Annotated in this window: 21 protein-coding genes; 4 read left to right on the top strand and 17 right to left on the bottom strand. The window is 40.5% G+C overall.

Annotation, left to right across the window (positions count from 1 at the left end; translation table 11 throughout):
* Nucleotides 1-129 precede the first annotated feature (129 nt).
* From OC530_RS09455 to argR, 5 genes are all read right to left on the bottom strand, one after another.
* On the bottom strand, nucleotides 130-819 hold the full coding sequence (locus tag OC530_RS09455) for a gamma-glutamyl-gamma-aminobutyrate hydrolase family protein (RefSeq protein WP_262081155.1): 690 nt from the start codon (nucleotides 817-819) through the stop codon (nucleotides 130-132).
* 136 nt (nucleotides 820-955) lie between these two features.
* A complete protein-coding gene (gene patB / locus OC530_RS09450) occupies nucleotides 956-2,722 on the bottom strand; it encodes a multidrug efflux ABC transporter subunit PatB (RefSeq protein WP_262081154.1) in 1,767 nt (588 codons plus the stop codon).
* Nucleotide 2,723: 1 nt separating this feature from the next.
* Nucleotides 2,724-4,430 (bottom strand): multidrug efflux ABC transporter subunit PatA, encoded by a 1,707-nt coding sequence (gene patA, locus OC530_RS09445; protein ID WP_262081153.1) that lies wholly within the window; start codon nucleotides 4,428-4,430, stop codon nucleotides 2,724-2,726.
* Between the two features lie 145 nt (nucleotides 4,431-4,575).
* Entirely contained in the window at nucleotides 4,576-7,110 is a 2,535-nt protein-coding gene (mutS, locus tag OC530_RS09440; RefSeq protein ID WP_262081152.1) for a DNA mismatch repair protein MutS, read from the bottom strand.
* Nucleotides 7,111-7,160: 50 nt separating this feature from the next.
* Entirely contained in the window at nucleotides 7,161-7,607 is a 447-nt protein-coding gene (gene argR, locus OC530_RS09435; protein ID WP_001231476.1) for an arginine repressor, read from the bottom strand.
* A 135-nt stretch (nucleotides 7,608-7,742) separates the two neighbouring features.
* Between argR and argS the strand changes: the two genes are divergently transcribed.
* Complete coding sequence (gene argS, locus OC530_RS09430; RefSeq protein WP_218764646.1) at nucleotides 7,743-9,434, top strand: arginine--tRNA ligase; 1,692 nt, start codon at nucleotides 7,743-7,745, stop codon at nucleotides 9,432-9,434.
* A gap of 503 nt (nucleotides 9,435-9,937) precedes the next feature.
* Nucleotides 9,938-10,183, top strand: coding sequence for a hypothetical protein (locus OC530_RS09425; RefSeq protein WP_000084859.1), 246 nt, complete (start codon nucleotides 9,938-9,940; stop codon nucleotides 10,181-10,183).
* 142 nt (nucleotides 10,184-10,325) lie between these two features.
* Here the strand turns inward: OC530_RS09425 and OC530_RS09420 are convergent, their stop codons facing one another.
* From OC530_RS09420 to OC530_RS09400, 5 genes are all read right to left on the bottom strand, one after another.
* Entirely contained in the window at nucleotides 10,326-10,634 is a 309-nt protein-coding gene (locus OC530_RS09420; RefSeq protein WP_049511642.1) for a hypothetical protein, read from the bottom strand.
* A 73-nt stretch (nucleotides 10,635-10,707) separates the two neighbouring features.
* Entirely contained in the window at nucleotides 10,708-11,124 is a 417-nt protein-coding gene (locus tag OC530_RS09415; RefSeq protein ID WP_224782229.1) for a hypothetical protein, read from the bottom strand.
* A 28-nt stretch (nucleotides 11,125-11,152) separates the two neighbouring features.
* Nucleotides 11,153-12,307, bottom strand: a complete 1,155-nt coding sequence (locus OC530_RS09410; protein WP_262081151.1) for an FtsX-like permease family protein — start codon at nucleotides 12,305-12,307, stop codon at nucleotides 11,153-11,155.
* A complete protein-coding gene (locus OC530_RS09405; protein ID WP_000891279.1) occupies nucleotides 12,297-12,977 on the bottom strand; it encodes an ABC transporter ATP-binding protein in 681 nt (226 codons plus the stop codon). The genes OC530_RS09410 and OC530_RS09405 overlap by 11 nt, the downstream gene beginning before the upstream one ends.
* Nucleotides 12,978-13,326: 349 nt before the next feature.
* The gene (locus tag OC530_RS09400) at nucleotides 13,327-14,247 is read right to left on the bottom strand and encodes an XRE family transcriptional regulator (RefSeq protein ID WP_262081150.1); all 921 of its coding nucleotides are present in this window, start codon (nucleotides 14,245-14,247) and stop codon (nucleotides 13,327-13,329) included.
* A 229-nt stretch (nucleotides 14,248-14,476) separates the two neighbouring features.
* Between OC530_RS09400 and OC530_RS09395 the strand changes: the two genes are divergently transcribed.
* Together OC530_RS09395 and galU are read left to right on the top strand one after the other, a co-directional pair.
* Complete coding sequence (locus OC530_RS09395) at nucleotides 14,477-15,493, top strand: NAD(P)H-dependent glycerol-3-phosphate dehydrogenase (protein WP_218764648.1); 1,017 nt, start codon at nucleotides 14,477-14,479, stop codon at nucleotides 15,491-15,493.
* A gap of 21 nt (nucleotides 15,494-15,514) precedes the next feature.
* Nucleotides 15,515-16,414 carry a UTP--glucose-1-phosphate uridylyltransferase GalU gene (gene galU / locus OC530_RS09390; protein ID WP_218764649.1) on the top strand — a complete coding sequence of 300 codons (900 nt, stop codon included), beginning with the start codon at nucleotides 15,515-15,517 and terminating at the stop codon, nucleotides 16,412-16,414.
* Here the strand turns inward: galU and OC530_RS09385 are convergent.
* From OC530_RS09385 to pbp1b, 7 genes are all read right to left on the bottom strand, one after another.
* Complete coding sequence (locus OC530_RS09385) at nucleotides 16,372-16,653, bottom strand: hypothetical protein (protein WP_225904834.1); 282 nt, start codon at nucleotides 16,651-16,653, stop codon at nucleotides 16,372-16,374. The two genes, galU and OC530_RS09385, sit on opposite strands and share 43 nt — an antisense overlap.
* A 23-nt stretch (nucleotides 16,654-16,676) precedes the next feature.
* Nucleotides 16,677-17,354, bottom strand: a complete 678-nt coding sequence (locus OC530_RS09380; RefSeq protein ID WP_218764650.1) for a rhomboid family intramembrane serine protease — start codon at nucleotides 17,352-17,354, stop codon at nucleotides 16,677-16,679.
* Entirely contained in the window at nucleotides 17,338-17,877 is a 540-nt protein-coding gene (locus tag OC530_RS09375) for a 5-formyltetrahydrofolate cyclo-ligase (RefSeq protein ID WP_218764651.1), read from the bottom strand. The genes OC530_RS09380 and OC530_RS09375 overlap by 17 nt, the downstream gene beginning before the upstream one ends.
* Nucleotides 17,878-17,888: 11 nt before the next feature.
* Entirely contained in the window at nucleotides 17,889-19,019 is a 1,131-nt protein-coding gene (locus OC530_RS09370; protein WP_218764652.1) for an N-acetyldiaminopimelate deacetylase, read from the bottom strand.
* 68 nt (nucleotides 19,020-19,087) lie between these two features.
* A complete protein-coding gene (gene dapD, locus OC530_RS09365) occupies nucleotides 19,088-19,786 on the bottom strand; it encodes a 2,3,4,5-tetrahydropyridine-2,6-dicarboxylate N-acetyltransferase (protein WP_218764653.1) in 699 nt (232 codons plus the stop codon).
* 229 nt (nucleotides 19,787-20,015) lie between these two features.
* Nucleotides 20,016-20,927, bottom strand: a complete 912-nt coding sequence (locus OC530_RS09360) for a DMT family transporter (protein ID WP_218764654.1) — start codon at nucleotides 20,925-20,927, stop codon at nucleotides 20,016-20,018.
* 82 nt (nucleotides 20,928-21,009) lie between these two features.
* Entirely contained in the window at nucleotides 21,010-23,475 is a 2,466-nt protein-coding gene (gene pbp1b / locus OC530_RS09355) for a penicillin-binding protein PBP1B (RefSeq protein ID WP_262081149.1), read from the bottom strand.
* Nucleotides 23,476-23,489 lie beyond the last annotated feature (14 nt).

Raw genomic sequence — 23,489 nt, 5'->3', positions numbered from 1 at the left:
CCTTCGTTTTTTTCAAGTTTTTTTGTCGAATTTCTCCAATTTTTATCAGAATTCAAACGTTTGCGTAAAAATGTCATATTCCAAAAATTTTGAAAAAATAAAATAAAGAACGACTAGATGTTCCAGTCGTTACAGTTCATTCAATAAATACTCAAATAATTCTAAATTGCCATCTTCTTCATTGACCAGAAACTCTGGATGCCACTGCAAACCGATAATGCGGTGTTCGTCGATAGACTCAATCGCTTCGATGGTCTGGTCTCTTGGATCCATAGCAGTTACACGGAAATTAGGTGCCAAATCTTTAATACTTTGACGATGGACCGAGTTAACCTGACTTTCTTTTCCAAATAGCTTGGCCACCACGCTTCCCTCCACTGTCTCAATAGAGTGAGATGTTCCGAAAGGTAGGCCTTGCCAGTGACCTTCGATTTCTTGATTGAGGGTTCCACCAAAGGCAACATTGACAAGTTGAACACCGCGACAGATTGCCATAATTGGTTTATTCCGACGAAGCGCTTCTTTCAAGAGGGCCAGTTCAAACTCATCACGCACTAGATTGTAATCATCGCTCTCGATGGTCTTTTTCTCTCCATAAAACTGAGGATGGACATTTTGACCGCCTGTCAAGATAAGTTTGTCAATCATTTCCACATAATCGCGTACAACTGACTCATCACCAACAGGAATGACTAAAGGGAGACCACCGACTTGACGAATGCTCTCTGCGAATCTACAAGATACAGATGAATGAATGTTTTTTCCTTCTGCGTCTACGGGACATAGATTTGCAGCAACTCCTACAACCGTTCTAGCCATGATGCTTCTCCTTTCGAATATCAACGATAGTCCTATCATATCACTCAAAACGCCTTTCGTCTAATATGTTTTTTTAAAGGTCGTGATAAAAATTTTTTATGGACAAGAAAAAGCTGCCCAAGGGGACAACTTTTTCTTATTCAAAAACAAATTGATTGTGATAGAGTTCTGAATAGAAGCCACCTAGTTTCAAAAGTTCATGGTGGTTACCGCGTTCAATGACTTCTCCATCTTTAAGGACAATAATCTGATCAGCATTGAGGATGGTCTTCAAACGGTGGGCAATGACGAAACTAGTTCTGCCTGCTACAACCGCCTCCATGGCATGCTGAATCTTACTTTCTGTCACCGTATCTACGTTTGAAGTGGCTTCATCGAGAATGAGAACTTCTGGATCTGTCATCAAGGTTCGAGCGATAGAAATCAATTGTTTCTGTCCTGTTGAGAAGATGCTCTGGTCATCATCGATAAGGGTATCGTATTTATCAGGCAAACTTTCGATATAGTCGTGAATGTGGGTTGCTTTTGCTGCTGCCTCAACCATTTCTTGACTAGCATCTGGCACACCAAAACGGATATTATCTCGAATCGTTCCGCTAAACAAGACCGAATCCTGCAAGACAATTCCCACCTTGCTTCTGAGACTATCTAAATCATAGTCACGAATGTCTTTACCATCAAAATAAATCCCACCAGCATCAACATCATAAAAGCGATTGATGAGGTTCATAATAGTCGTTTTCCCTGACCCTGTCGGCCCAACAACCGCTGTCATCTGGCCTTTAGGGGCAGAAATGCTGACATCTTTCAAAATAGGTTTATCAGGCAAGTATGAAAAATCAATATGACTGATTTCAACACCTTCTTGCAACTGAGTGAAGGTTGGAGCCTTTTCAGGTCGGATTTCTTCCTCTGCATCAAACATTTCCTGTATCCGTTCAGCACCTGTAAAGGCCAACTGAAGACTTCCCCAACTAGCTGCAACTTGGATAATAGGCTGGTAGTACTGCTGTGAAAATTGGGCAAACATAACAATCAAACCGAGGGCTGTACTTGTTTCAATAGACTTATCATTCAAAAGTACAGCTGAACCAGCAAAGATGACAATGGCTGTATTAACCAGACTCATCCCATTCATGACAGGGAACAGAATTCCTGAGAACATTCTTCCTTTAAAGGTTGCCTTGCGCACGCGCTCATTTTGTTCAAGAAATCCTGCCATCATATCCTTTTGAATTCCTTGCACAATCACGGCTTTTTGGCCTGAGATACTCTCATCCATATAGGCGTTGAGTTTCCCTACCTCTTTTTGCTGGAGGTTGGTGTATTTGCGTGCCATTTTTACGATGAAAATCAGCATAAGGAAGGCCACTGGTGTGCTGGCAATAGTGATGAGGGCCAGCGTCACATTTCTCGAAAACATGACAAGAATCAGACCGATATATAAAACAATATTGCTCATGACCTGAATCAAGCTTTCATTAAAGGCTTGGAGGATATTATCCAAATCACTGGTAAAACGAGACAGGATATCGCCATCTTGCCGGCGGTCAAAGAAAGAAACCGTCAAGCGAGCAAGCTTACCAAAGAGACCTTTACGCATCTCGTTGGTCGACTCTGCAATCACGCGCGTCATGAGACACATGTATATCACACTAGAGATAAATAGAACCAAAACCAGCAGACCAAGATTGACCATGATTCCTGATAGGCTTTGCCAAACAAGTTCTGGATTGCCATCTTGATAAGCTTGAACTAAATTAGCTAACTCTGTTACCGCTTGTCCAGAAAAGACTGGAAAGAGTGCTTGAGCAAGAGTCGCTAGAACAATCATCAGAATAACAACTACAAATGATAGCTTATAGACTTTAAAATAATGCCAAAAAAATTGAACTGTCTTCATTTTACTCCTCCTTTCCTTTCTGTGTTTCGTAGATTTCACGGTAAACGGCATTGTTGGCAACCAAGTCTGCATGCGTCCCTTGACCAATCAATCGCCCTTGATCTAGAACCAAGATTTTATCTGCATGGACAACCGAGCTAATCTTTTGAGCGATGATAATGGTTGTCGTCCCCTTTAATTCCTTATTCAAGGCTTCTTGCACCAGGCGCTCTGACTTGGCATCCAAGGCCGAGGTCGAATCGTCAAAAATCAGAATGCGTGGATTGCTGACAATTCCACGGGCAATCGACATCCTTTGTTTTTGCCCACCTGAGAAATTGGTTCCCCGTTCCTCAACTGGACTTTCAAAGGTTTTCTCCATACGATGAATGAATTCACTAGCCTGGGCAATATTGGCTGCGCGCTCCATTTCAAATAGAGTAGCATCTCCCTTACCCTGTCTCAAGTTATCAGCAATCGTTCCACTAAAGAGAATGGCACGTTGAAGAACGATAGACACTGTTTTACGCAGGGTTCCTTCACTCACTTCGCGAATATCCTTGCCTCCAATTTTGATTGCCCCTTCCTGTGGGTCAAAGAGATGTGGAATCAATTGAGCCAAGGTTGATTTTCCTGCACCAGTCGCCCCAACTACACCAACCATTTGACCAGGTTCAATAGTAAAGCTCACATCTTTAAGCATCGGTTCCTTGTCCGTTGGATAGGTAAAGGTCACATTTTCAAAGCTAAGACTTCCGACCAACTCTTCATCTGGCACATCCTTGAAGGTCATGGCTGGCTCTGCGTCCAGAATTTCTCGAATACGACGCATAGAAATCATGGCACGGCTGACAGAATTTCCTAAAAATCCAACCATAACAATGGTAAAGATAATCTGGCTCAGGTAATTAACAAAGGAAGCAATGGAACCAACAACCGACGGATCCGACTGAACCATCCCAGCAACCAGCCAAATAGAGAGGAAGACCGCCCCGTAACCAACCAACATCATAAAGGGTTCCACTACTGAAAAGGCATAACCAATGTAAAGGTTTTGACCAAGAAGCTCGTCTGAAACCTCCGTAAACTTAGCAAACTGCTCTTTTTCTTGGACAAAGGACTTGACCACACGAACGCCACGCAAATTTTCCTTGGCAATGGCATTGATGCGCTCAAGAAGGGTTTGAAACTTGGCAAAACGAGGCCCCATCATTCCCATCATGACAGCAGTCAAACCAAAAATCAAGACTACCATGAGAACAATCACCCACCACAGAGAAGATAGGGTTTGAACCGCCAGGATAAACGAACCGATGAACAAGAGGGGAAGTCTGAAAAGAATTTGGAAGGTCATCATGACGACGTTCTGAATCTGGTTGATGTCATTTGTCATGCGAACGACTAGATTTCCCGCATTAAATTGTTCAATATTGGCATAAGAAAAGGTTTGGATTTTACGGAAGGCATCCTCTCGAAGGTCAGATGAAACTCCTTGAGCAATATAGGCTGCAAGGACAACATTGAGCCCACCAGCAACCAGACCGACCAAGGCCACACCAATCAACCAAGCCCCGATACTATAAATGGCTTCATATTTCCCAGCAAGTAGGGCATCTAACACCTCCTGCAGATAACGTGGTTGCAGAAGTGAACTAGCAACCATCAAGCCTGTCATCAGGAGCGAAGCCAAGGCCTGCCACTTGTAGGTTTTTATTTTCTGAATCAGCATACTTTCTCCTTAAAAAATAGACAAAAGGGAGCGACAATGCGTCAGCTCCTTCTCATTCTGTTTGTGTGATGTTATTCTAGCAAAAAAGTGAGAACTTGTCAAAGAAGTATCCTTGATATAGCTAGAATGACAAGTATTTCATTCTTTATAATTTTTGTTTTAACTCGACCAAGACATTCATAGCCTGCATAGGTGTCATATTGTAAACATCCAGCTTAGCTAATTCTGCTAGGATAGGATGTTCTTCAGTCGTATCAAAGAGTGAAATCTGTTCTGTGACAGCACTTGTTTGCCTCACGGGAGCAGGACTTTCTGTCCCTTGATTCTCTAACTGAGTCAAAATCTTATCCGCCCTTGCTAAAAGGTCTGCTGGCAAACCAGCAATTTTAGCAACGTGAATACCGTAGGATTTGTCAGCTGGCCCTGGTTCAATCTTATGAAGGAAGGTCACCTGCCCATCTTGCTCTAAGGTTGCCACGTGGACATTGACCAAGTGTTCCAAGCTGGACTCCAGACTAGTCAACTCATGGTAGTGGGTCGCAAAGAGGGTATTGGCTCCAATATGCTCATGGATGTATTCGATGATAGACTGAGCAAGAGCCATCCCGTCATAAGTTGCAGTTCCACGACCTAACTCATCAAAAAGAATCAAGGAATTTTTGGTCGCATGCGAAATGGCATTGTTGGCCTCCATCATCTCCACCATAAAGGTTGACTGACCTGAAACCAAGTCATCTGCTGCTCCGATACGGGTAAAAATCGCATCAAAAATCGGTAAACGGGCGCTTTCTGCCGGTACATAGGAACCCAACTGGGCCATAACCGCCGTCATAGCCAGCTGGCGCATGTAGGTAGACTTCCCACTCATGTTTGGCCCTGTAATCAGTTGGATACTGGTATCTTCTGCCATCTGAATCGTATTTGGAATATAGGTCTGAGCCCCCATAACCTTTTCAACGACAGCATGGCGCCCTTTCTGGATATCAATCCGCGAGTCGTCTCCAAACTCTGGTCGAATCAAATGCTGGGTTTCAGCCACAACCGCCAGACTCTGTAAGACATCAACTGTCGCAATTCCTTGGGCTAGAGCTTGTAAACGTTGGATGTACTTGCTGACCTCTTCACGAATACGCATAAAGATTTCATACTCTAGATTAGCTGACTTCTCACGCGCCTCCAACATGTCGCCTTCGATACGAGCTAATTCCTCGGTACCGAAGCGTTCTGAGTTTTTCAGCGTCGCCTTGCGGAAAAAGTGAGCAGGCACATTTCCCAGTTGCGAATTGGTCACATGGAAATAGTAACCATCCTTTTTATTGTAGTCAATCTTAAGCGTGCTGATACCAGAGTTTTCTCGCTCCTTAGCCTCAATCTCAGCAATCCAGCTAGTCCCTTCTCTGAGAACGCGACGGTACTTATCTAAAGTTTCATCAAATCCAGTCCGGATAATGCCACCTTCTGTAATCACATGAGGAGCTTCAGGAGCAATCGCTGCGCTAATCAAACTCTCCAACTCAGGGATTCCATCCAATTGTTCCATAAGATAAGTTAGAGCAGGTTGCTCCATCCCTTCTAAAATTGCACGAATCCGTGGCACACTGGACAAGGTGGTCGCCAACTGCAAGAGATCCTTGGGATTGGTTTTGCCAAAAGAAACACGACTAGCCAAGCGCTCAATGTCATAAACACCCTTGAGACTGTCTGTCAAATCACTGCGCTCAAAGAAATGGTCGAGAAAGACCTGCACCACTTCTTGGCGTTGGATGATTCGTTCCTTATCAATCAAGGGGCGATGAATCCAAGAACGCAAGAGCCGCATACCCATAGCTGTTTTGGTTTCATCCAAAAGCCAGAAAAGACTGCCTTGCTTCTTACCTGAACGAGCATTCTCAACCAAATCCAGACTAGCCTTGGTCGCATAATCCATCTGCAAGAAATCCTTGATTTCATAACGGATAACAGGCTTGAGGTGGTTCAATTCCCTCATCTGAGTCCGATGAACATACTGGAGCAACTTACTAGATGCCGCTTGCTCCACCGTTGCCAATCGCGAATCCAGTAAATGAAGGTCTTCAAAGCCTTCTTTTTCATAAGAGAGTACTAGATTCATCTGACGACTAAGGATTTGTTCTTCCTCCTCAGACAAGTCATAACCCAACACCACTTCTCGAGCCTTGAGGTTACGGATTTCCCCACAAACCAGCGTGAAATCCAAAAGACCTGTCACATAAAAGTCACCCGTCACCAGGTCCATATAAGCTAGGCCAAATTGATTGCCAGCACGGTCTATGGCAACCAAAAAATTATTCTGATTGTCCGGCTTACTGCTATCGACCACTGTCCCTGGCGTAATAACCTGAACAACCTCTCGTTTCACAACCCCAACTGCTTGTTTAGGATCTTCCATCTGCTCTGCGATAGCCACCTTATAACCCTGCTCAATCAAGACATCGATATACTGTTGGGCAGAATGATAGGGAACACCCGCCATAGGAATTGGATTGTCGGCATTCTTGTTGCGACTCGTTAAGGAAATTTCCAGAATCTGCGCAGCATTGACCGCATCCTCATAAAACAATTCATAAAAATCACCCATCCGAAAGAGCAAAAAAGCATCTGGATATTGCTTTTTAATATCCACATACTGTTGCATGCCGGGTGATAGCTTTTCTGTCGCCATTTTCCGTCTCTCCTTGTCAAAAATAAGTCTTGAGAGCAACTCCCAAGACCTTACTTATCTTTCATCAAATCTAGCAAACGATCTTCCATGAGTTTGGCAACGTGCTGGTCTCGACAAATGACCAATAAGGTATTGGCACCAGCAACTGTTCCTAAAATCCATTCGTCCTTGTTTGCATCTACAATATTTGCCAAAACAGAGGCTTCTCCCAGTTTGGTATGAAGCACCAAGGTAAACTCTGCTCTTGCAACACCTTCTAAATGATGAGACAAAAATTCCACCAAATCAATCTTTTCTGTCTCATTTGCTAGTACATAATACACCATATCATTTTTCTTGACCTTGGTCAAGCCGATTTCGCGCAAATCACGAGACAGGGTTGTCTGCGTCACAAAAACATTATGCGCCTCCAACCGATCTTGAATTTCTTTTTGTGTACTTAATTTCTCCTCAGTAATCATTTTTTTTATTAACTGATGACGATCTCTTTTTCTCATAAAATCCTCTTATGTGAATATTTATAACTATTTTTATAACTATATTATACCAAAAAAATAGGAGATTTCAAAAATTTTTTCTTCTTTCTTTAAAATTGTGATAAAATAGTAGAAAAGTCCAAAAAGGAGCTCTTAATGAATACAAAAGAATTGATTGCTAGCGAATTGGCTAGCATCATTGATAGCCTGGACCAAGAGGCTATTTTAAATTTACTGGAAACCCCTAAAAACTCAGAAATGGGAGACATCGCTTTCCCTGCTTTTTCACTTGCAAAAGTCGAACGTAAAGCACCTCAAATGATTGCGGCTGAACTGTCTGAAAAAATTAATAGCCAAGCCTTTGAAAAGGTTGTCGCAACAGGACCTTACGTTAACTTTTTCCTTGATAAATCTGCCATCTCTGCTCAAGTATTGCAAGCTGTTATCACTGAAAAAGAACACTATGCTGACCAAACTATTGGTAAACAAGAAAATGTTGTTATCGATATGTCTAGTCCCAATATCGCTAAACCATTCTCTATTGGTCACCTGCGCTCAACTGTCATCGGAGATAGCTTATCACATATTTTCCAAAAAATCGGTTATCAAACGGTCAAGGTCAACCATTTGGGAGACTGGGGTAAACAGTTTGGGATGTTGATTGTTGCCTACAAAAAATGGGGAGACGAAGAAGCTGTAAAAACTCATCCAATTGATGAACTTCTTAAACTCTACGTTCGTATCAATGCTGAAGCTGAAAATGACCCTAGCTTGGATGAAGAAGCGCGCGAATGGTTCCGTAAACTTGAAAATGGAGATGAAGAAGCTCTCGCTCTTTGGCAATGGTTCCGTGATGAAAGTTTGGTGGAATTTAACCGCCTTTACAATGAATTGCAAGTCGAATTTGACAGCTACAATGGAGAAGCCTTCTACAATGATAAAATGGATGCAGTTGTAGACATTCTTTCTGAAAAAGGCCTTCTTGTTGAATCAGAAGGTGCCCAAGTTGTCAATCTTGAGAAATATGGAATTGAACATCCAGCCCTCATCAAGAAGTCTGATGGTGCAACTCTCTATATCACACGTGACTTAGCTGCAGCTCTTTACCGTAAAAACGAATACCAATTTGCCAAATCTATCTACGTCGTTGGTCAAGAACAATCTGCCCACTTTAAACAACTCAAAGCTGTTTTGCAAGAGATGGGCTACGATTGGAGTGACGACATTACCCACGTTCCTTTTGGTTTAGTTACAAAAGAAGGGAAGAAACTCTCTACTCGTAAAGGGAATGTCATCTTGCTAGAGCCTACTGTTGCAGAGGCTGTTAGCCGTGCCAAAGCCCAAATCGAAGCAAAAAATCCTGAATTGGAAAATAAAGATCAGGTAGCACATGCTGTTGGGGTTGGAGCCATTAAATTCTATGACCTCAAAACCGACCGTACAAATGGATACGACTTCGACCTAGAAGCTATGGTATCCTTCGAGGGTGAAACTGGACCTTATGTTCAATACGCCTACGCTCGTATCCAATCGATCTTACGCAAAGCGGATTTCAAACCAGAAACAGCTGGCAACTATAGCTTGAATGATGCTGAAAGCTGGGAAATCATCAAACTCATCCAAGACTTCCCACGTATTATCAACCGTGCAGCAGATAACTTTGAACCTTCTATCATTGCTAAATTTGCAATTAGCCTGGCTCAAGCCTTTAACAAATACTATGCACATACACGTATCCTAGACGAAAGTCCTGAGCGCGACAGCCGTCTAGCTCTCAGCTACGCAACCGCAGTCGTTCTCAAAGAAGCCCTTCGCTTGCTTGGAGTAGAGGCGCCAGAGAAGATGTAAATCGTTACAAGAGACTGGAACTAAAGTTCCTAGTCTCTTGACGGCAATCGCTATATGGCGAATTGCCTAAACGCTTCACTAATTCACCAAACCAAATAATATCGATTTGGTTTGGTTCATGTCGTAATCTTCAAGTTACTTGATTAAAAAGCAGTCTAAGTAATTAAGACCAAATCTTGTCGGAGATTTGGCTAGGCGCTTCACTAGTCATGGTTCCTAAATATAATCGATTTAGGAGCCATGACGTCGTAACCAGAGACACTTGTCTAAACGCTTTACTAATTCATCTAACCAAATAATATCGATTTGGTTAGGTTCATGTCGTAATATTTTAAATTACTTGATTGCAAAGCAATCTAAGTAACTAATACTAAAGCCTATACGGACTTTGGCTTAGAGGCCTATCAAAAATCTTATCAAGTTTTGCTAACTTGTTCTGCTATTTTGAATTGACTAATTCAATTTACTCACTACTACTTCTTTATCATACAGGGAGATTTCCTATGAGCCAATATGCTTATATCCTCGTTGTAATTAGCTTGGTGTTCCTTTTTCTGCTCAATAAGTACGAGAAGGAGAGACTGCAAAGGCTCTACCAAGAACAACTTTTGAAGGATGAAACATTTAGGGCTGACATCAAAGAAAAAATTCACACAACTGAAAATATCAATGATGTCATTGCTTACATCAATAAAACTTATCATCTGGGAATGTTGCTATCAAAAGACATTACAGATCAATTGAAATAAACCTAGCCATTCTTTAAGAAATATGAAAACCGAGACTATGAGTTTGATACCGAGTCTCGGTTTTTAGTATGTTCAATTGAAACAAGTCTTGAAAACTGGTTGTAGTAATTCTAATATAAGGATGGATAAACTTTCAAAAATATCATTTACAAATATTTTTAAAGAAATTAAACTCCCTATATTTACTATTCTTATAGACTGTTAAATCAACATCCTCTACAACTTCTTTCACATCTATATTGACATCATAGGGCAAAGAAAGAAAATCTAAATTATAAAATTCTGTACTCATCTCTTTTAAAATAAGAAGGTCTAACAAGTAGTCCTCCACTCTAATTTCAACTTGAATTGTCTTAGACATGAAATTTTTTAGAATCATAAAGTCCTTTACTTGCTTTCTTTTAGGACTGATATACTCAAATCTTTTTCGTTCAAAAATAATTTTCTCCAAATGTTACACCATTTCAATAATATAATTTTCTAAATAACTGCAGAAGCAATTCTTCTTTTTAATGCAGGCTTCATTAAAATTTCCCCTGTTTAATTCTCCCAAAACATTTTGAAATAGTGCAAATAAAAGCTCCTAGTAAGAATTCCTGTAGGAAAAATCCAAAATAAGTTCCTAACTGTAAATTTCTATTGAATGTAAATACGGAAGTTTCAGATTGAATCGTATTTTGTTCTATAAGCGTCATAGGAGTAACCCTGAAAATTCCAAACATCATTAAAGCATAGATTATTCCAAAAATAATTAATAACACCCAGCTGTGCTTACTTCTAGAAGAAATACTTCCCGATAACAAAGCTAATAATATTGATGGTATAATTTGTACAAACAGCATAAATTGAAAAAGATTAAAATTATCTAGTGTAAAAAAACATATTGTAAATTCCACAATTAGCAATAGAGAAAATACTCTATCTATTTTTGTAAATTTCATTCTATCTCCTTTAAATTCACATCCATCATTACCTTAGACCTTCAATAACATTTTTATTTGCTGCAACCATTGCAGGCATAATACTAAATACAATTCCAAATACACCCGTTGTGAATAGAGTAATCAAAATATGATCCAGAGTTAATGTCGTAACCAAACCACTCATGTTCATTAAAACAACAAATAATATCGCTACTCCAATACCAGTTATAGCTCCCAGAAGCGATAAAAGAATCCCCTCCATCATATACGATTGATAAATATCAGATTTTTTAGCCCCTAAAGCTCGACGAATGGCTATCTCCTTGCTACGTTCGCTAACAGAAGACAACATAGCATTCATAACCCCAAAACCAGCTACAAAAATTGAAATGCTTGATAAAAGTGCAATGAAATTTAATATTGTAGTAGCTTGAGCCTTTGTTTCCTCATATACCCTTCTATTATCTATATATCCATAAGTTCCTTCCTTGCGGAATATTCCATAAGTATCTAAAGCAGATAAAGCCTTATTAATATTCTCCAACTGATTAGTTTCTACTACTAATTCATCAAAATATTCCCTTCCTCCTAAAAGTAACTCTTTGATTTCATTGGTAACCAATAAAGAAGGTAATCTTTCATTAACAGCTGATCCATAATATATTGCCTGAATTGGATATTCTTTTCCAGATATATTGATAGTCTCTCCTAAAAAAGTTTCAATATTTTCCTTTCGAGTCAATAACATGAAAGCCTTATCACTAATAGCGACACCTCCATCTAGTTCCTCTAATGCTCTTCCTTTTAATAAAGCAGGCACAACTAAACCATTCTTATTCAAATCGCCTAATGTTCGAAAACTAAGATTCTGCTTAGAATCATTAAAATACGTTTCAGCATACAAAGCATAAGAACTGGAAGAAAGTCTTGCAGGTTTTCCAATAGTTTGCTCAACCAATTGTTTATCTTCCTGTGTAAACCCTCTAATATCCAACATATTCTGAGGAGTATAAGTCATTGTTGCTGTGTCTTCTTCTATCTTTAAATCATTACCTAATGTAGAAGTTGTATAGGAAGAACTTGATAGTATTACTAATAAAACAAATGTTGCCACTGTGATGGCTAAGGACGTCAGAATGCTTTGTCTTTTATTCCTCTTTAACAGCTTTAGAGTATCTATTAACAGCTTTTTAAACTTCATGTAATCCTTCTCCTTCAGATGTTAGATACCCATTTTTCATTCGATACCTTGTTCTACAATGACTGGCAACAAACTCATCGTGAGTTACTACAATAATTGTCGTTCCAGAATGATTCAAATTTTGTAGAATTTGCAATATCTCATTCCTATTTTTCTCATCTAATGCACCTGTAGGTTCATCCGCTATAAGAAATCTAGGTTTATGAGCAAGAGCTCTAATTAAAGCAACTCGTTGCTTCTGTCCGCCTGATAAATGACTTGGGTACTCATTCATCTTATCTATAAGTCCTAAGTCTTGTAATAAACTATCAATGTATTCTATATCTGGCTGTTGGTCAGAATATAGGAATGATAATAAAATATTTTCTTTAACAGTATATTCATCAATAAGATGAAATTGTTGAAAAACAAATCCAATATCACGATTACGGTAACTTGCTTGTTGATTTTCATTTAACTTCTCAATACTTTTTCCGTCTAATATATATTCTCCTTCAAATTCAGAATCAATCAGTCCCAAAATATTGATAAATGTCGATTTGCCCGAACCTGATGGTCCCATTATCGATACAAATTCTCCTTCAACTACCTTAAAATTTATTTCTCTTAAGACATTATTTTTTAGCGTCCCTTGTCCGTAACTTTTACTAATATTTTTTAGTTCTAACATAGACCTTCCCATTCTATCTTTATTATTTATAAATCCAAAAAATGGCAACAACTAGCACTAACATATTTTCTCTCCTTATTTTTTCTACAGGATTATTATACTTCTATGTTACACATTCTCCAAGGTCATAAATGTCACTAATTTCAACAACTTATCTACTAATGAGTACTCAATTAGTATAAAAAGAAACTAGATACGAACTCAATCTAAGGGAAAAACATAATAACTCTTTAAATGATAAAACGCATAATATCAAGTTTTTAAACACCTGATATCATGCGTTTTTATGATTTCGAAAACTTTCTCTCGGTCTTTTTAACTAGTGACATTTTTGTCACTTTTTTATTTTCTAATGTTTATTTTTAAAAAAATCCTGGAGGTCATGTTGCCATTGTTTTTCTAGCTGTTCTATCAAATGACGATTATCAATCATTCTAGCAAATATTTTTGCTTCTTGAAAATAATTTTCAGCTACTGAATAATCTTTTTTTACAAATAATGCATAGCGCCACTCCCATAGTCGAATAATTGGTTTTTTCTGATAGTCGTATGATTTTGAGGTAATTTCATTTAATTTGTAAAGAATATCTTCAAATTGACTGTAATTAGCAATTTTTTCAAATATTCCTAACAACAAAAGTAATGAATCTCTGATTAGAAATGAATATTCAATATCAAACATCTCAACTTGTTGTAAAATTTTATCAGCTATTACTAAGAAGGTATTCACTTCAATCTCATCTATTATTGTATCTTGGTGTACTAATCTTACCAAAAATAGCTTTATGATTAAAATATCGTTAACTTCATATTTTGATTTCAACAAAATGTGATCGAAATACTCTTGTAAAATCATTCCTAAATTGCTATCATCATTCCACCAACCAAAGTCATCATATGCTTGTAAAACATCTATGATAAATCTTTCTTCCTCAGGTAGCCTATCATAATACTCTTCAAAAATCTTATCAAAAACACTCTCTTTCTTTTGGGCGATAGTTTCATCTTCGTATGTAGGAGTCCTCATCAAGAAATACTTCAATTCTAGGTATTCCTTATCCAACTCTATATAACTTGGCATCAACTTGTAATCTTCAACCCCCAAACGTTCAGCGATATATTTTAACTTTGTTAGTGTTGGTCTGGATTCTCCATTTTCAATTCTAATTAATTGGCGGATACTTAATTCAGACTCATCACCACAAAATTCTGAACGACTGATTTTTTTAGCCAAACGTAATCTTTTAATTTTTTCGCCAAACTCTCGCAACCTACAAGAACCTCCTGAGTTGTTTACCTCTATTATAGCATATATTGAATCAAACTATCTATCAGATTTCTTCTCACTTTAACTAAAGACTAGAGACTAAGAGTTTATCACTTCGTCTCGGTTTTGATATATTTTTCAAGCAACAAAGCAACCACTCCCCAGTAATGCAAGTGCAAAATCCCCTAGAATATGATAGAATAAGAGAAAGGACTCTATTAAGGAGGAAATCATGGAAAAACAAACTATCGCCGTCTTGGGGCCTGGTTCTTGGGGAACTGCCCTTTCACAAGTCTTAAATGACAATGGACACGAGGTACATATTTGGGGAAATCTGCCTGAGCAAATCAATGAAATTAATACCTATCATACTAACAAGCACTACTTTAAAGATGTCGTACTAGATGACAAAATCAATGCCTACACTGACTTAGCAGAGGCACTGAAAGATGTAGATGCGATTTTGTTTGTTGTCCCAACAAAAGTGACACGACTGGTTGCCCAGCAAGTTGCACAAACCTTGGATCATAAGGCTATCATCATGCACGCATCAAAGGGATTAGAACCTGATAGCCATAAACGATTATCAACCATCCTTGAAGAAGAAATTCCTGAACATCTCCGCAGTGATATTGTCGTTGTTTCAGGACCTAGCCATGCAGAAGAGACCATTGTGCGTGACCTGACTTTAATCACTGCTGCTTCTAAAGATTTACAAACAGCTCAATACGTTCAAGAGCTCTTTAGTAATCACTACTTCCGACTTTATACCAATACGGATGTTATTGGAGTTGAAACTGCTGGTGCTCTTAAAAACATTATCGCTGTCGGTGCCGGAGCTTTACATGGTCTGGGATTTGGTGACAATGCCAAGGCAGCCATCATCGCTCGAGGTTTGGCAGAAATTACCCGCCTAGGGGTGGCACTCGGGGCTAGTCCATTGACCTATAGTGGCTTGTCTGGTGTAGGAGACTTAATCGTAACGGGAACCTCCATCCACTCTCGTAACTGGAGAGCTGGAGATGCCCTTGGTCGTGGAGAATCTCTAGCTGATATCGAAGCCAATATGGGAATGGTGATTGAAGGAATTTCAACGACTCGAGCAGCCTACGAACTAGCGCAAGAACTTGGAGTCTATATGCCGATTACGCAGGCCATTTACCAAGTTATCTACCACGGAACCAATATCAAAGATGCCATTTACGACATCATGAACAATGAATTTAAAGCAGAAAATGAGTGGTCTTAGCCCTCTATAGAAAGGATTATTATGGCACTGAAAGTTAGAAAAGCAGTCATTCCTGCCGCTGGACTAGGAACTCGATTTTTACCAGCAACCAAGGCCCTTGCCAAAGAAATGTTGCCAATTGTAGATAAACCAACTATCCAGTTTATCGTTGAAGAAGCTCTCAAATCAGGTATTGAAGATATTCTGGTTGTCACTGGTAAATCAAAACGTTCTATTGAGGACCACTTTGACTCAAACTTTGAGCTTGAGTACAATCTTAAGGAAAAAGGCAAAACAGATCTGTTAAAATTAGTAGATGAAGCAACTGGCATGCGCCTTCATTTCATCCGCCAAACTCACCCTCGTGGTCTTGGAGATGCTGTCTTACAAGCCAAAGCTTTTGTAGGGAATGAACCCTTCGTTGTTATGCTGGGCGACGACCTTATGGACATCACAGATGAGAACGCCGTTCCTTTGACAAAACAACTGATGAATGATTACGAGCGGACACACGCATCAACCATTGCTGTCATGCCTGTCCCTCATGAAGACGTTTCAGCATATGGAGTTATCGCTCCTCAAGGTGAGGGGATTAACGGTCTTTATAGCGTTGAAACTTTCGTTGAAAAACCAGCTCCCGAAGATGCACCAAGTGATTTAGCAATTATCGGTCGTTATCTGCTCACACCAGAAATTTTTGAGATTCTCGAAAAGCAAGCTCCTGGCGCTGGAAATGAAATCCAGCTTACCGACGCTATTGATACTCTTAATAAAACACAACGTGTTTTCGCCCGTGAATTTACAGGAGCTCGTTACGACGTTGGGGATAAGTTTGGATTTATGAAAACATCTATTGACTACGCCCTCAAACATCCACAAGTCAAAGATGACTTGAAAGATTACCTCATCCAACTTGGAAAAGAATTAGCTGAGAAGGAATAATACTCTTCGAAAATCTCTTTAAACCACGTCAGCCTCGCCTTACCGTATATATGGTTACTGACTTCGTCAGTCTTATCTGCAACCTCAAAACAGTGTTTTGAGCTGACTTCGTCAGTTCTATCTACAACCTCAAAGCAGTGCTTTGAGCAACCTGCTGCTAGTTTCCTAGTTTGCTTTTTGATTTTCATTGAGTATAAAATAAAAAGATAAGGTTCAAAAAATGCCTTATCTTTTTTCATTACACAACTATTCTTTTAAACTCTCACAATCCCATTCCCTTGTAGAGAAGTAAGACTGCGAGTCCTACGAACAAGACTAACGCTACCAGTCTCTGACTAGCGCTATACATCCGTCTTTCTCCTCTAACTGGAAAGATAATTGCTAGAAATGCGCCACCAACTGCACCTCCGATATGGCCTGCTAGGCTGATTCCTGGAATCAGAACACTTCCAATAATGTTAACCACAAAAAGTGTCAGATAAGATTGCCCTAGCTGTTGGATATAAGGATTACGAGTTGCATAGCGAAGAACAATAATTGCAGCAAATAGCCCATAAAGAGAGGTAGAGGCTCCTGCTGCTAAGGATTTTGGACTAAACTCAAAAACAAAGAGATTGCCCATCATTCCTGATAAGAGATAGAGAAAGCAAAACTTCTTGGACCCAAAAATTTCCTCTACTTGCCTACCAAGATAATAGAGCGAAATCATATTAACAATGAAATGCTCCCACCCAATATGAACAAAAATGGCAGAGAAGAGACGCCAAATTTGCTCGGGAAAGAGGCGAATGACAGGCCCATACATGGCTCCAAATCGAAATAGGGTATCTGCCCTGTCAAAGTTTCCTCCTGTGGTCACCAGCATTAGTAGAAATACCAAGGCCGTCACTAAGAGAAAGAAACTCGTCACAGGGTAACGCCTATCAAAGATTTCTTTCATCAATCAGTACCTCCTGAACAGGAATATCATGGTTTTCAGGGATAAAGTCCTGAATTTGACAAGGATATATCGTACTCATAGTATGAGCAGAAAAATGTTCCAAATAGCGGTCATAATAACCTCCACCATAGCCAATTCGATATCCCTTTGTCGTAAAAGCCAGCCCTGGAACATGAACCAAATCAATCTGAGATGCATCCACTACTTCCAAATCTCCCTGTGGTTCCAGTAAGCCAAAGGAAGTTTTGACCAGTTGTTGCGGATTATAGACCACAAAGTCCATGCGCCCCTTGGGATATGTTTTAGGTATCAGAACCTTCTTGCCATCCTTCAGAGCCTGCTCGATCAGTTCCTGCGTTTGAAACTCATGAGGAAAAGAGAGGTAGGTTGCGATGACCTTAGCTTCTTGGTAAAAGGGGTGTTGTAAAAGTCGTTCTATTAAAGCTTGATCTATAGCCTGTTTTTGTTCTTGAGATAAAGCCTTCATTTCTTGCAAAATTTTCTTGCGTAGTTCTGCTTTCATAGCCAATTCCTCTACTCTGCTGCCTTCTTTTTCAGGAAACTAGAGACCGCATCAACCCCAATAGCTAGTGCCTCTTCCTTAGGGCTCATCTGAGGATGATGAAGGGCGTAGGGACTATCGATACCCAGCCAGAACATAACGCCATCAACCTTCGAAAGGAGATAACCAAAGTCTTCACCTGTCATAGCAGGTTCAATATCAATCAACTCGATTCCCTCTTTTTCTTCAAAGAAGTCCATCAATTCACGCGCCAAGGCTGGATTGTTCTCAACAGGTAGGTATCCACCTTGCTTGAGTTCCACTTCGACTTCCATATTGAAGGCAGCTGCAACTCCTTCTGCAACTGTTTTGACCCGCTTTTGCACCAAGAGGCTCATGTTCTGTGTCAAGGCCCGAATAGTTCCATGCAAAAAGGCTGTGTCTGTGATGACATTGTTTGTTGTTCCAGCTTGGAAAAGACCAAAGGTCACCACTGCTCCCTCGATTGGGTTAACATTTCGGCTGACAACTGACTGCACCTGAGTTATAAAGTAACTAGCCGCCACCAAAGCGTCATTAGTTTCATGCGGAAAGGCTGCGTGTCCGCCTTTTCCTTTGAAACGAATCTTCACCTCACAAGTCCCAGCAAAGAGTGTATGGGTATTGGTCGCAATCTGGCCGACTTTTAAATCTGGACGGACATGAAGCCCATAAAACTGGTCTGGCAACCAGTCTCCAAAAGCGCCATCCTCATACATGAGCATACCACCAGCCTCATTTTCTTCAGCAGGCTGAAACAGAAAGAGCAGATTGTTCTTTGGTTGCTCCTCAAGGGCTCGCTCAAGACAGCCCAAGGCAATAGTCATATGAAAATCATGGCCACAAGCGTGCATACGACCTTGGTGCTGGGAAGCGAAAGGAAGGCCTGTTTGTTCGACGATAGGCAGGCCATCAATATCTGTCCGCCAACCAATGGTCCTCTCTGGCTGACTTCCCTGCAAATAGACCAAAATCCCTGTCCGCCAAGTACGAACTTGGACAAAATCCTTGCCTGCAGTCAATTTCTCAATCACATCCAGCAGATAAGCCTGAGTCTTGAACTCCTCCAAGCCAATCTCTGGAATCTGGTGCAAATCTCGTCTAGTCTGAATCAAATCTAACATCTATCTATCCTCCTATATAGCAGAAAGAGGCTGGAAAAAGGGTCCCGCCTCTATTTTTCTTTTACAAATCACAAGGTACGAAGCGCATCCTCTAGCGCTGTTTTTTGTTGGGTTTGGGCATCAATCTCTTTGATAATACGAGCTGGAACACCTGCTACCACCACGTTTTCTGGGACATCTTGGGTAACAATAGCTCCCGCTGCGACAACTGAACCACTACCGATTTGAACTCCTTCGATGACCACTGCATTAGCGCCGATAAGAACATTGTCTCCAACACGGACTGGTTCAGCGCTAGCTGGCTCAATCACACCTGCAAGAACGGCACCTGCACCAACGTGACTGTTTTTCCCAACGATAGCACGGCCACCAAGGATAGCCCCCATGTCAATCATGGTTCCTGCACCGATTTCAGCACCGATATTGATAACGGCTCCCATCATGATAACAGCATTGTCACCAATTTCAACCTGATCACGGATAATAGCACCTGGCTCGATACGAGCGTTGATAGCACGTTTATCTAGCAGAGGAACTGCTGAATTACGAGCATCTTGCTCAACAACATAGTCTTGATTTTCTACCAAACCTTCGAGAAGCGGAGCAACGTCCTTCCAGTCTCCAAATAGGACATTTCCTAGTTTAACAATAGATCCAGGTACAGCAGTTGCGAGTTGTCCTTCAAAGGTTACTTTCACACTGGTTTTCTTTTCAGCATTGGCGATAAATTGAATAATTTCTTGAGCATTCATTTTTGTAGCAGTCATAAAAGGCCTCTCATTCTTTATAATGATAACTATTCTACCAAAAAAGGCCTCAAATTTGAAGCCTTTTTGTCTGTTTTTAGGTATGATTTTTTAGGGATGTGAGATAAAACGTGCTGTCGGTAAAAGCAAGCCCCTACCGATACAACCTAAAAACACTCTTCACAACTATCTCCCCGTGTTTTATTGACTATTCTAGTATAGCACACTTTTAGAATTAAGAAAAGACTTTTTATCTACTTTCTTTCGCTTCTTCTATAGACAAAAATATCATAGGCAAAATAATCAAGGCCATAGCTAGAAGAAGGGACCAATCCACTACCAATCCTAAGAACAAAACACTCAAGAGAGCAGAAGAGAGAGGTTCACTGGCACTGATAACGGAAACCACCAAAGGAGAAACCAAGGACACAGCCTTCATGGAAATAAAAAAAGCAAAAGCCGTCCCAAAGAAAGCGATAATGAGGCAAATCAAGATACTCCAAATATCAAGAGTAAAGGAAAGCTGATAAACCGGCGAGAGAACATTGCTAAATAAACCCGCCAAAATCATCCCCCACCCAACCGTGGGAACAAAACCATAGCGCTTAGCAAAAGGTTGAGGTAAGATAACATTAAACATAACACCCATGGCACTCAGCAGACCTGTTATAAGGGCTAGTGGCGTCATGGATAACTGAGAGAGATCTCCCTTTGTCGCCATCAGGCAAACACCCAACATGGCAACCAAAACATAAAAAATAGCGCTTTTTGACGCTCGTTTTTGATAAACCAAGCGATTGTAAAAGAGGATAAAGACAGGACTAATAAACTGTAAAATAGTCGCTGTCGCTGCATTTGAGTATTCTACACAGAGATAGAAAAAATACTGAACTGAAAAAATCCCCAAAATAGCATAGGCTAAAAAGGGCAGGTAATTTTTCTTATCTCGCCAAATATCTAGCACTTGCGATTTTAATTGCACTGCAGACCAAATGAGCACCAGACTCCCTGCCAGTGTTAAACGCATAGAGGTAATCCAGCCCGAAGACACCTGATAATGAGTAAAGAAATACTCTCCTAAAATTCCACAGATTCCCCAGATTAAGCCGGATAGAAGCGAATAAATGGTCCCTTTAACAATCTTTTTCTGATACTGATTCATACTTTTATTGTAACACGAAAGGGAAAAAGAAAAAAGTGGCAATCCATTGATTAGCCACTTCATTTAGCACAGTTTATAGAACTTATCGTCTCGCCCTTGAAGAAGAAGGTCGTGTAGTACTTGAGTTACTACTGTCGCTAGAACTACTACTTGAACTGCTGGAGCTTGATGGAGTTGGTAGACTCCCCACAATACTAGACCAAGCATTTTGATAATCCGCATCACTTCCGCCAATAGCAAAGCGATAACTGGTCGTTGGCGCTCCTGCCTTATTAGCCCAATAGCTGGTAACAGTCGAACCTGTAACATCTACCTCTTTTCCTTCAACAGAAACCTTCCCTGGTTTTTGACCTGTTGATTTTAAGACTTCGGATTTTACGACACTAGGATCTAAAGCGAAGCGCTCGTTCCCCCAAATGCTTGGGGAGGCTTGCTGAATCGCATTTACCAGATGAGCCATGTAATTAGAGTTATTGGAATAACCTGCTCTACGTGACAGTGAATGATTATCATCATGCCCAATCCAGCCACCTAGGGTTAATCTAGGTGTCGAAAGCATGAGCCACATATTTTCGTCTTGGTTGGTTGTACCAGTCTTCCCAATCCAATCTGCATTAGCCAGAGTAGGATTTAAAGAAGTCAGATTCGTCTTGAAGGTTGTTGTCACACGAGAGGATAGAACTTCTCGCAACAAGCCCTGCATAATTGTCGCAGTAGCTTTTGAATAGACTTGAACCGGTTTATCCTGATACTCATACACCACTCTACCATCTGCTGCTTCAATTTTAGAAATCACATGTTTTTTATGATATAGACCATTATTTGCTAGGGTCTGATAGCCATTGGTATGCTGGGCAACTGTGACTTCAATACCACCACCCATTGGCAGGCTCTCAATGCCGTACTCAGGAATCTCGTAACCCATCTTTTCCATATAACCTTTGACATCAACACCCTTTTCACGGAGCATACGATAGGTCCAGTAAGCCGGGATATTCCATGAATAGTTCAAGGCTTCTCCCAAGGTCATCATTCCAGTCCCCTTGCTATTAGCATACATAATCGGGTTGCCATTGGCAAAGTTTGTTGGATAGTTAGACAGAATCGTTTCGCTTCCCATCAAGCCCTGGTCAATAGCAATCCCGTAGGCAAGCAAAGGCTTGGTAGTAGAAGCTGGTGAGCGCTTGGTATCAAAGGCATGATTGTTTTGATTTTCTTGATAATTGCGACCACCTACAAAGCCTAGAATAGCACCTGTTTGGTTGTCCATCAGGACATTCCCTACTTCTACACGACCTGTTCCATCGTCTAAAAGATAGCCATAGTCAGCAACCGCAGTTTGCATGGCAGAATGAATTTTCTGGTCTATGGTAGTAGTAATCTTATAACCACCATTTTCAATTTCCTTGGCCGCCAAATCGCGATAGAATTTCTGAGTTGCCTCATTTTTCAACTCCTTAGCGGAGACATTGTCTCTCTGAGCTAGATAATCATACATACGTTCCTGAGCTTCTGCCAAGGCTGTAAAGTATAAATAGCCTCGTGATACACCTGTGACTGTAGCTGAAGGGAGAAAGTCCTGTTTAAGATTGTAATCCTTATATTGAGAATACTCGTCCTTGCTTAAGGCACCTGTGCGATACATACTATAAAGAACTGCCTTAGCCCGTCTCAAGCCTATTTCTAAGTCTTCATCACTCTTCAACTCTCCAGTATTTTCATAAGGAGAGTAGGTAATGGGACTCTGTGGAAGTCCTGCTAAAAATGCTGCTTGAGGAACCGTCAACTGACTGGCATCTACACCGAAAATCCCCTCAGCTGCCTGCTGAGCTCCTGCAATATTCTGCCCCTTATTATTTCGACCAAAGGGAGCCACATTGAGATAAGTCGTTAAAATCTCATCTTTATTCATGGCGCGTTCCAAGGCAAGAGCATCCACAATTTCTGTCGCCTTACGAGCCAAAGTCGGTGCATCCCCAACCACCTGCTGTTTAATCAGTTGCTGGGTCAAAGTTGAACCCCCACTAGAGGAACCCAAACCTACAAATTTCCCCAAGGTTGCACGAATCACCGCCTTGGGCACTACACCCTTATGTTCTTTGAAGTGTTCGTCTTCCGTCGCAATGATAGCCTTCTTCAGATTTTCCGAAATTTGCTCAGATGAGATAGAAGTGCGCAACAAGTCACTCTCTATGGAAGCAATCACCGTCCCATCTGCATAGGTAATCTCTGAAATAGAAGAGATGTCCTTGACCTGATGTACCAATTCTTCTGTCTGAGGCACCCGAACCTTGTCAAATAAGGCCACTCCGTACCCCAAAGCAATCCCAGCTCCCAACATTCCTCCTAGAAAACCGAGCACAAAGAGTAAGTTAAATAGGGCTTTTATACTCAGTAAAATAGCTGGAAAAATGGCTGGCTTCTCTAAGGATTTAGATTTTTGGACACTTGAACCTTTCTTGACCGGCCTATCTGATTTTTTATTTTTTTGTTTCTGCTGGAAAAATTCCAGCATTTTTCGTTTTAATTCATTTAATTGATTTTGCATGGATTTCCTCACTC

Source organism: Streptococcus sp. Marseille-Q5619 (assembly GCF_946901205.1).
Classification (GTDB): domain Bacteria; phylum Bacillota; class Bacilli; order Lactobacillales; family Streptococcaceae; genus Streptococcus.
This window is presented reverse-complemented; position numbering and strand designations above follow the sequence as displayed.

Bases quoted from the DNA above. Each gene is read 5' to 3' on its own strand.
- OC530_RS09395 (WP_218764648.1), top strand. From the start codon at position 14,477: ATGGAAAAACAAACTATCGCCGTCTTGGGGCCTGGTTCTTGGGGAACT.
- OC530_RS09385 (WP_225904834.1), bottom strand. From the start codon at position 16,653: ATGAAAAAAGATAAGGCATTTTTTGAACCTTATCTTTTTATTTTATAC.
- patA (WP_262081153.1), bottom strand. From the start codon at position 4,430: ATGCTGATTCAGAAAATAAAAACCTACAAGTGGCAGGCCTTGGCTTCG.
- galU (WP_218764649.1), top strand. From the start codon at position 15,515: ATGGCACTGAAAGTTAGAAAAGCAGTCATTCCTGCCGCTGGACTAGGA.
- pbp1b (WP_262081149.1), bottom strand. From the start codon at position 23,475: ATGCAAAATCAATTAAATGAATTAAAACGAAAAATGCTGGAATTTTTC.
- OC530_RS09455 (WP_262081155.1), bottom strand. From the start codon at position 819: ATGGCTAGAACGGTTGTAGGAGTTGCTGCAAATCTATGTCCCGTAGAC.
- argS (WP_218764646.1), top strand. From the start codon at position 7,743: ATGAATACAAAAGAATTGATTGCTAGCGAATTGGCTAGCATCATTGAT.
- patB (WP_262081154.1), bottom strand. From the start codon at position 2,722: ATGAAGACAGTTCAATTTTTTTGGCATTATTTTAAAGTCTATAAGCTA.
- OC530_RS09425 (WP_000084859.1), top strand. From the start codon at position 9,938: ATGAGCCAATATGCTTATATCCTCGTTGTAATTAGCTTGGTGTTCCTT.
- mutS (WP_262081152.1), bottom strand. From the start codon at position 7,110: ATGGCGACAGAAAAGCTATCACCCGGCATGCAACAGTATGTGGATATT.
- OC530_RS09410 (WP_262081151.1), bottom strand. From the start codon at position 12,307: ATGAAGTTTAAAAAGCTGTTAATAGATACTCTAAAGCTGTTAAAGAGG.
- OC530_RS09405 (WP_000891279.1), bottom strand. From the start codon at position 12,977: ATGTTAGAACTAAAAAATATTAGTAAAAGTTACGGACAAGGGACGCTA.
- OC530_RS09375 (WP_218764651.1), bottom strand. From the start codon at position 17,877: ATGAAAGCAGAACTACGCAAGAAAATTTTGCAAGAAATGAAGGCTTTA.
- OC530_RS09380 (WP_218764650.1), bottom strand. From the start codon at position 17,354: ATGAAAGAAATCTTTGATAGGCGTTACCCTGTGACGAGTTTCTTTCTC.
- OC530_RS09360 (WP_218764654.1), bottom strand. From the start codon at position 20,927: ATGAATCAGTATCAGAAAAAGATTGTTAAAGGGACCATTTATTCGCTT.
- OC530_RS09370 (WP_218764652.1), bottom strand. From the start codon at position 19,019: ATGTTAGATTTGATTCAGACTAGACGAGATTTGCACCAGATTCCAGAG.
- dapD (WP_218764653.1), bottom strand. From the start codon at position 19,786: ATGACTGCTACAAAAATGAATGCTCAAGAAATTATTCAATTTATCGCC.
- OC530_RS09415 (WP_224782229.1), bottom strand. From the start codon at position 11,124: ATGAAATTTACAAAAATAGATAGAGTATTTTCTCTATTGCTAATTGTG.
- argR (WP_001231476.1), bottom strand. From the start codon at position 7,607: ATGAGAAAAAGAGATCGTCATCAGTTAATAAAAAAAATGATTACTGAG.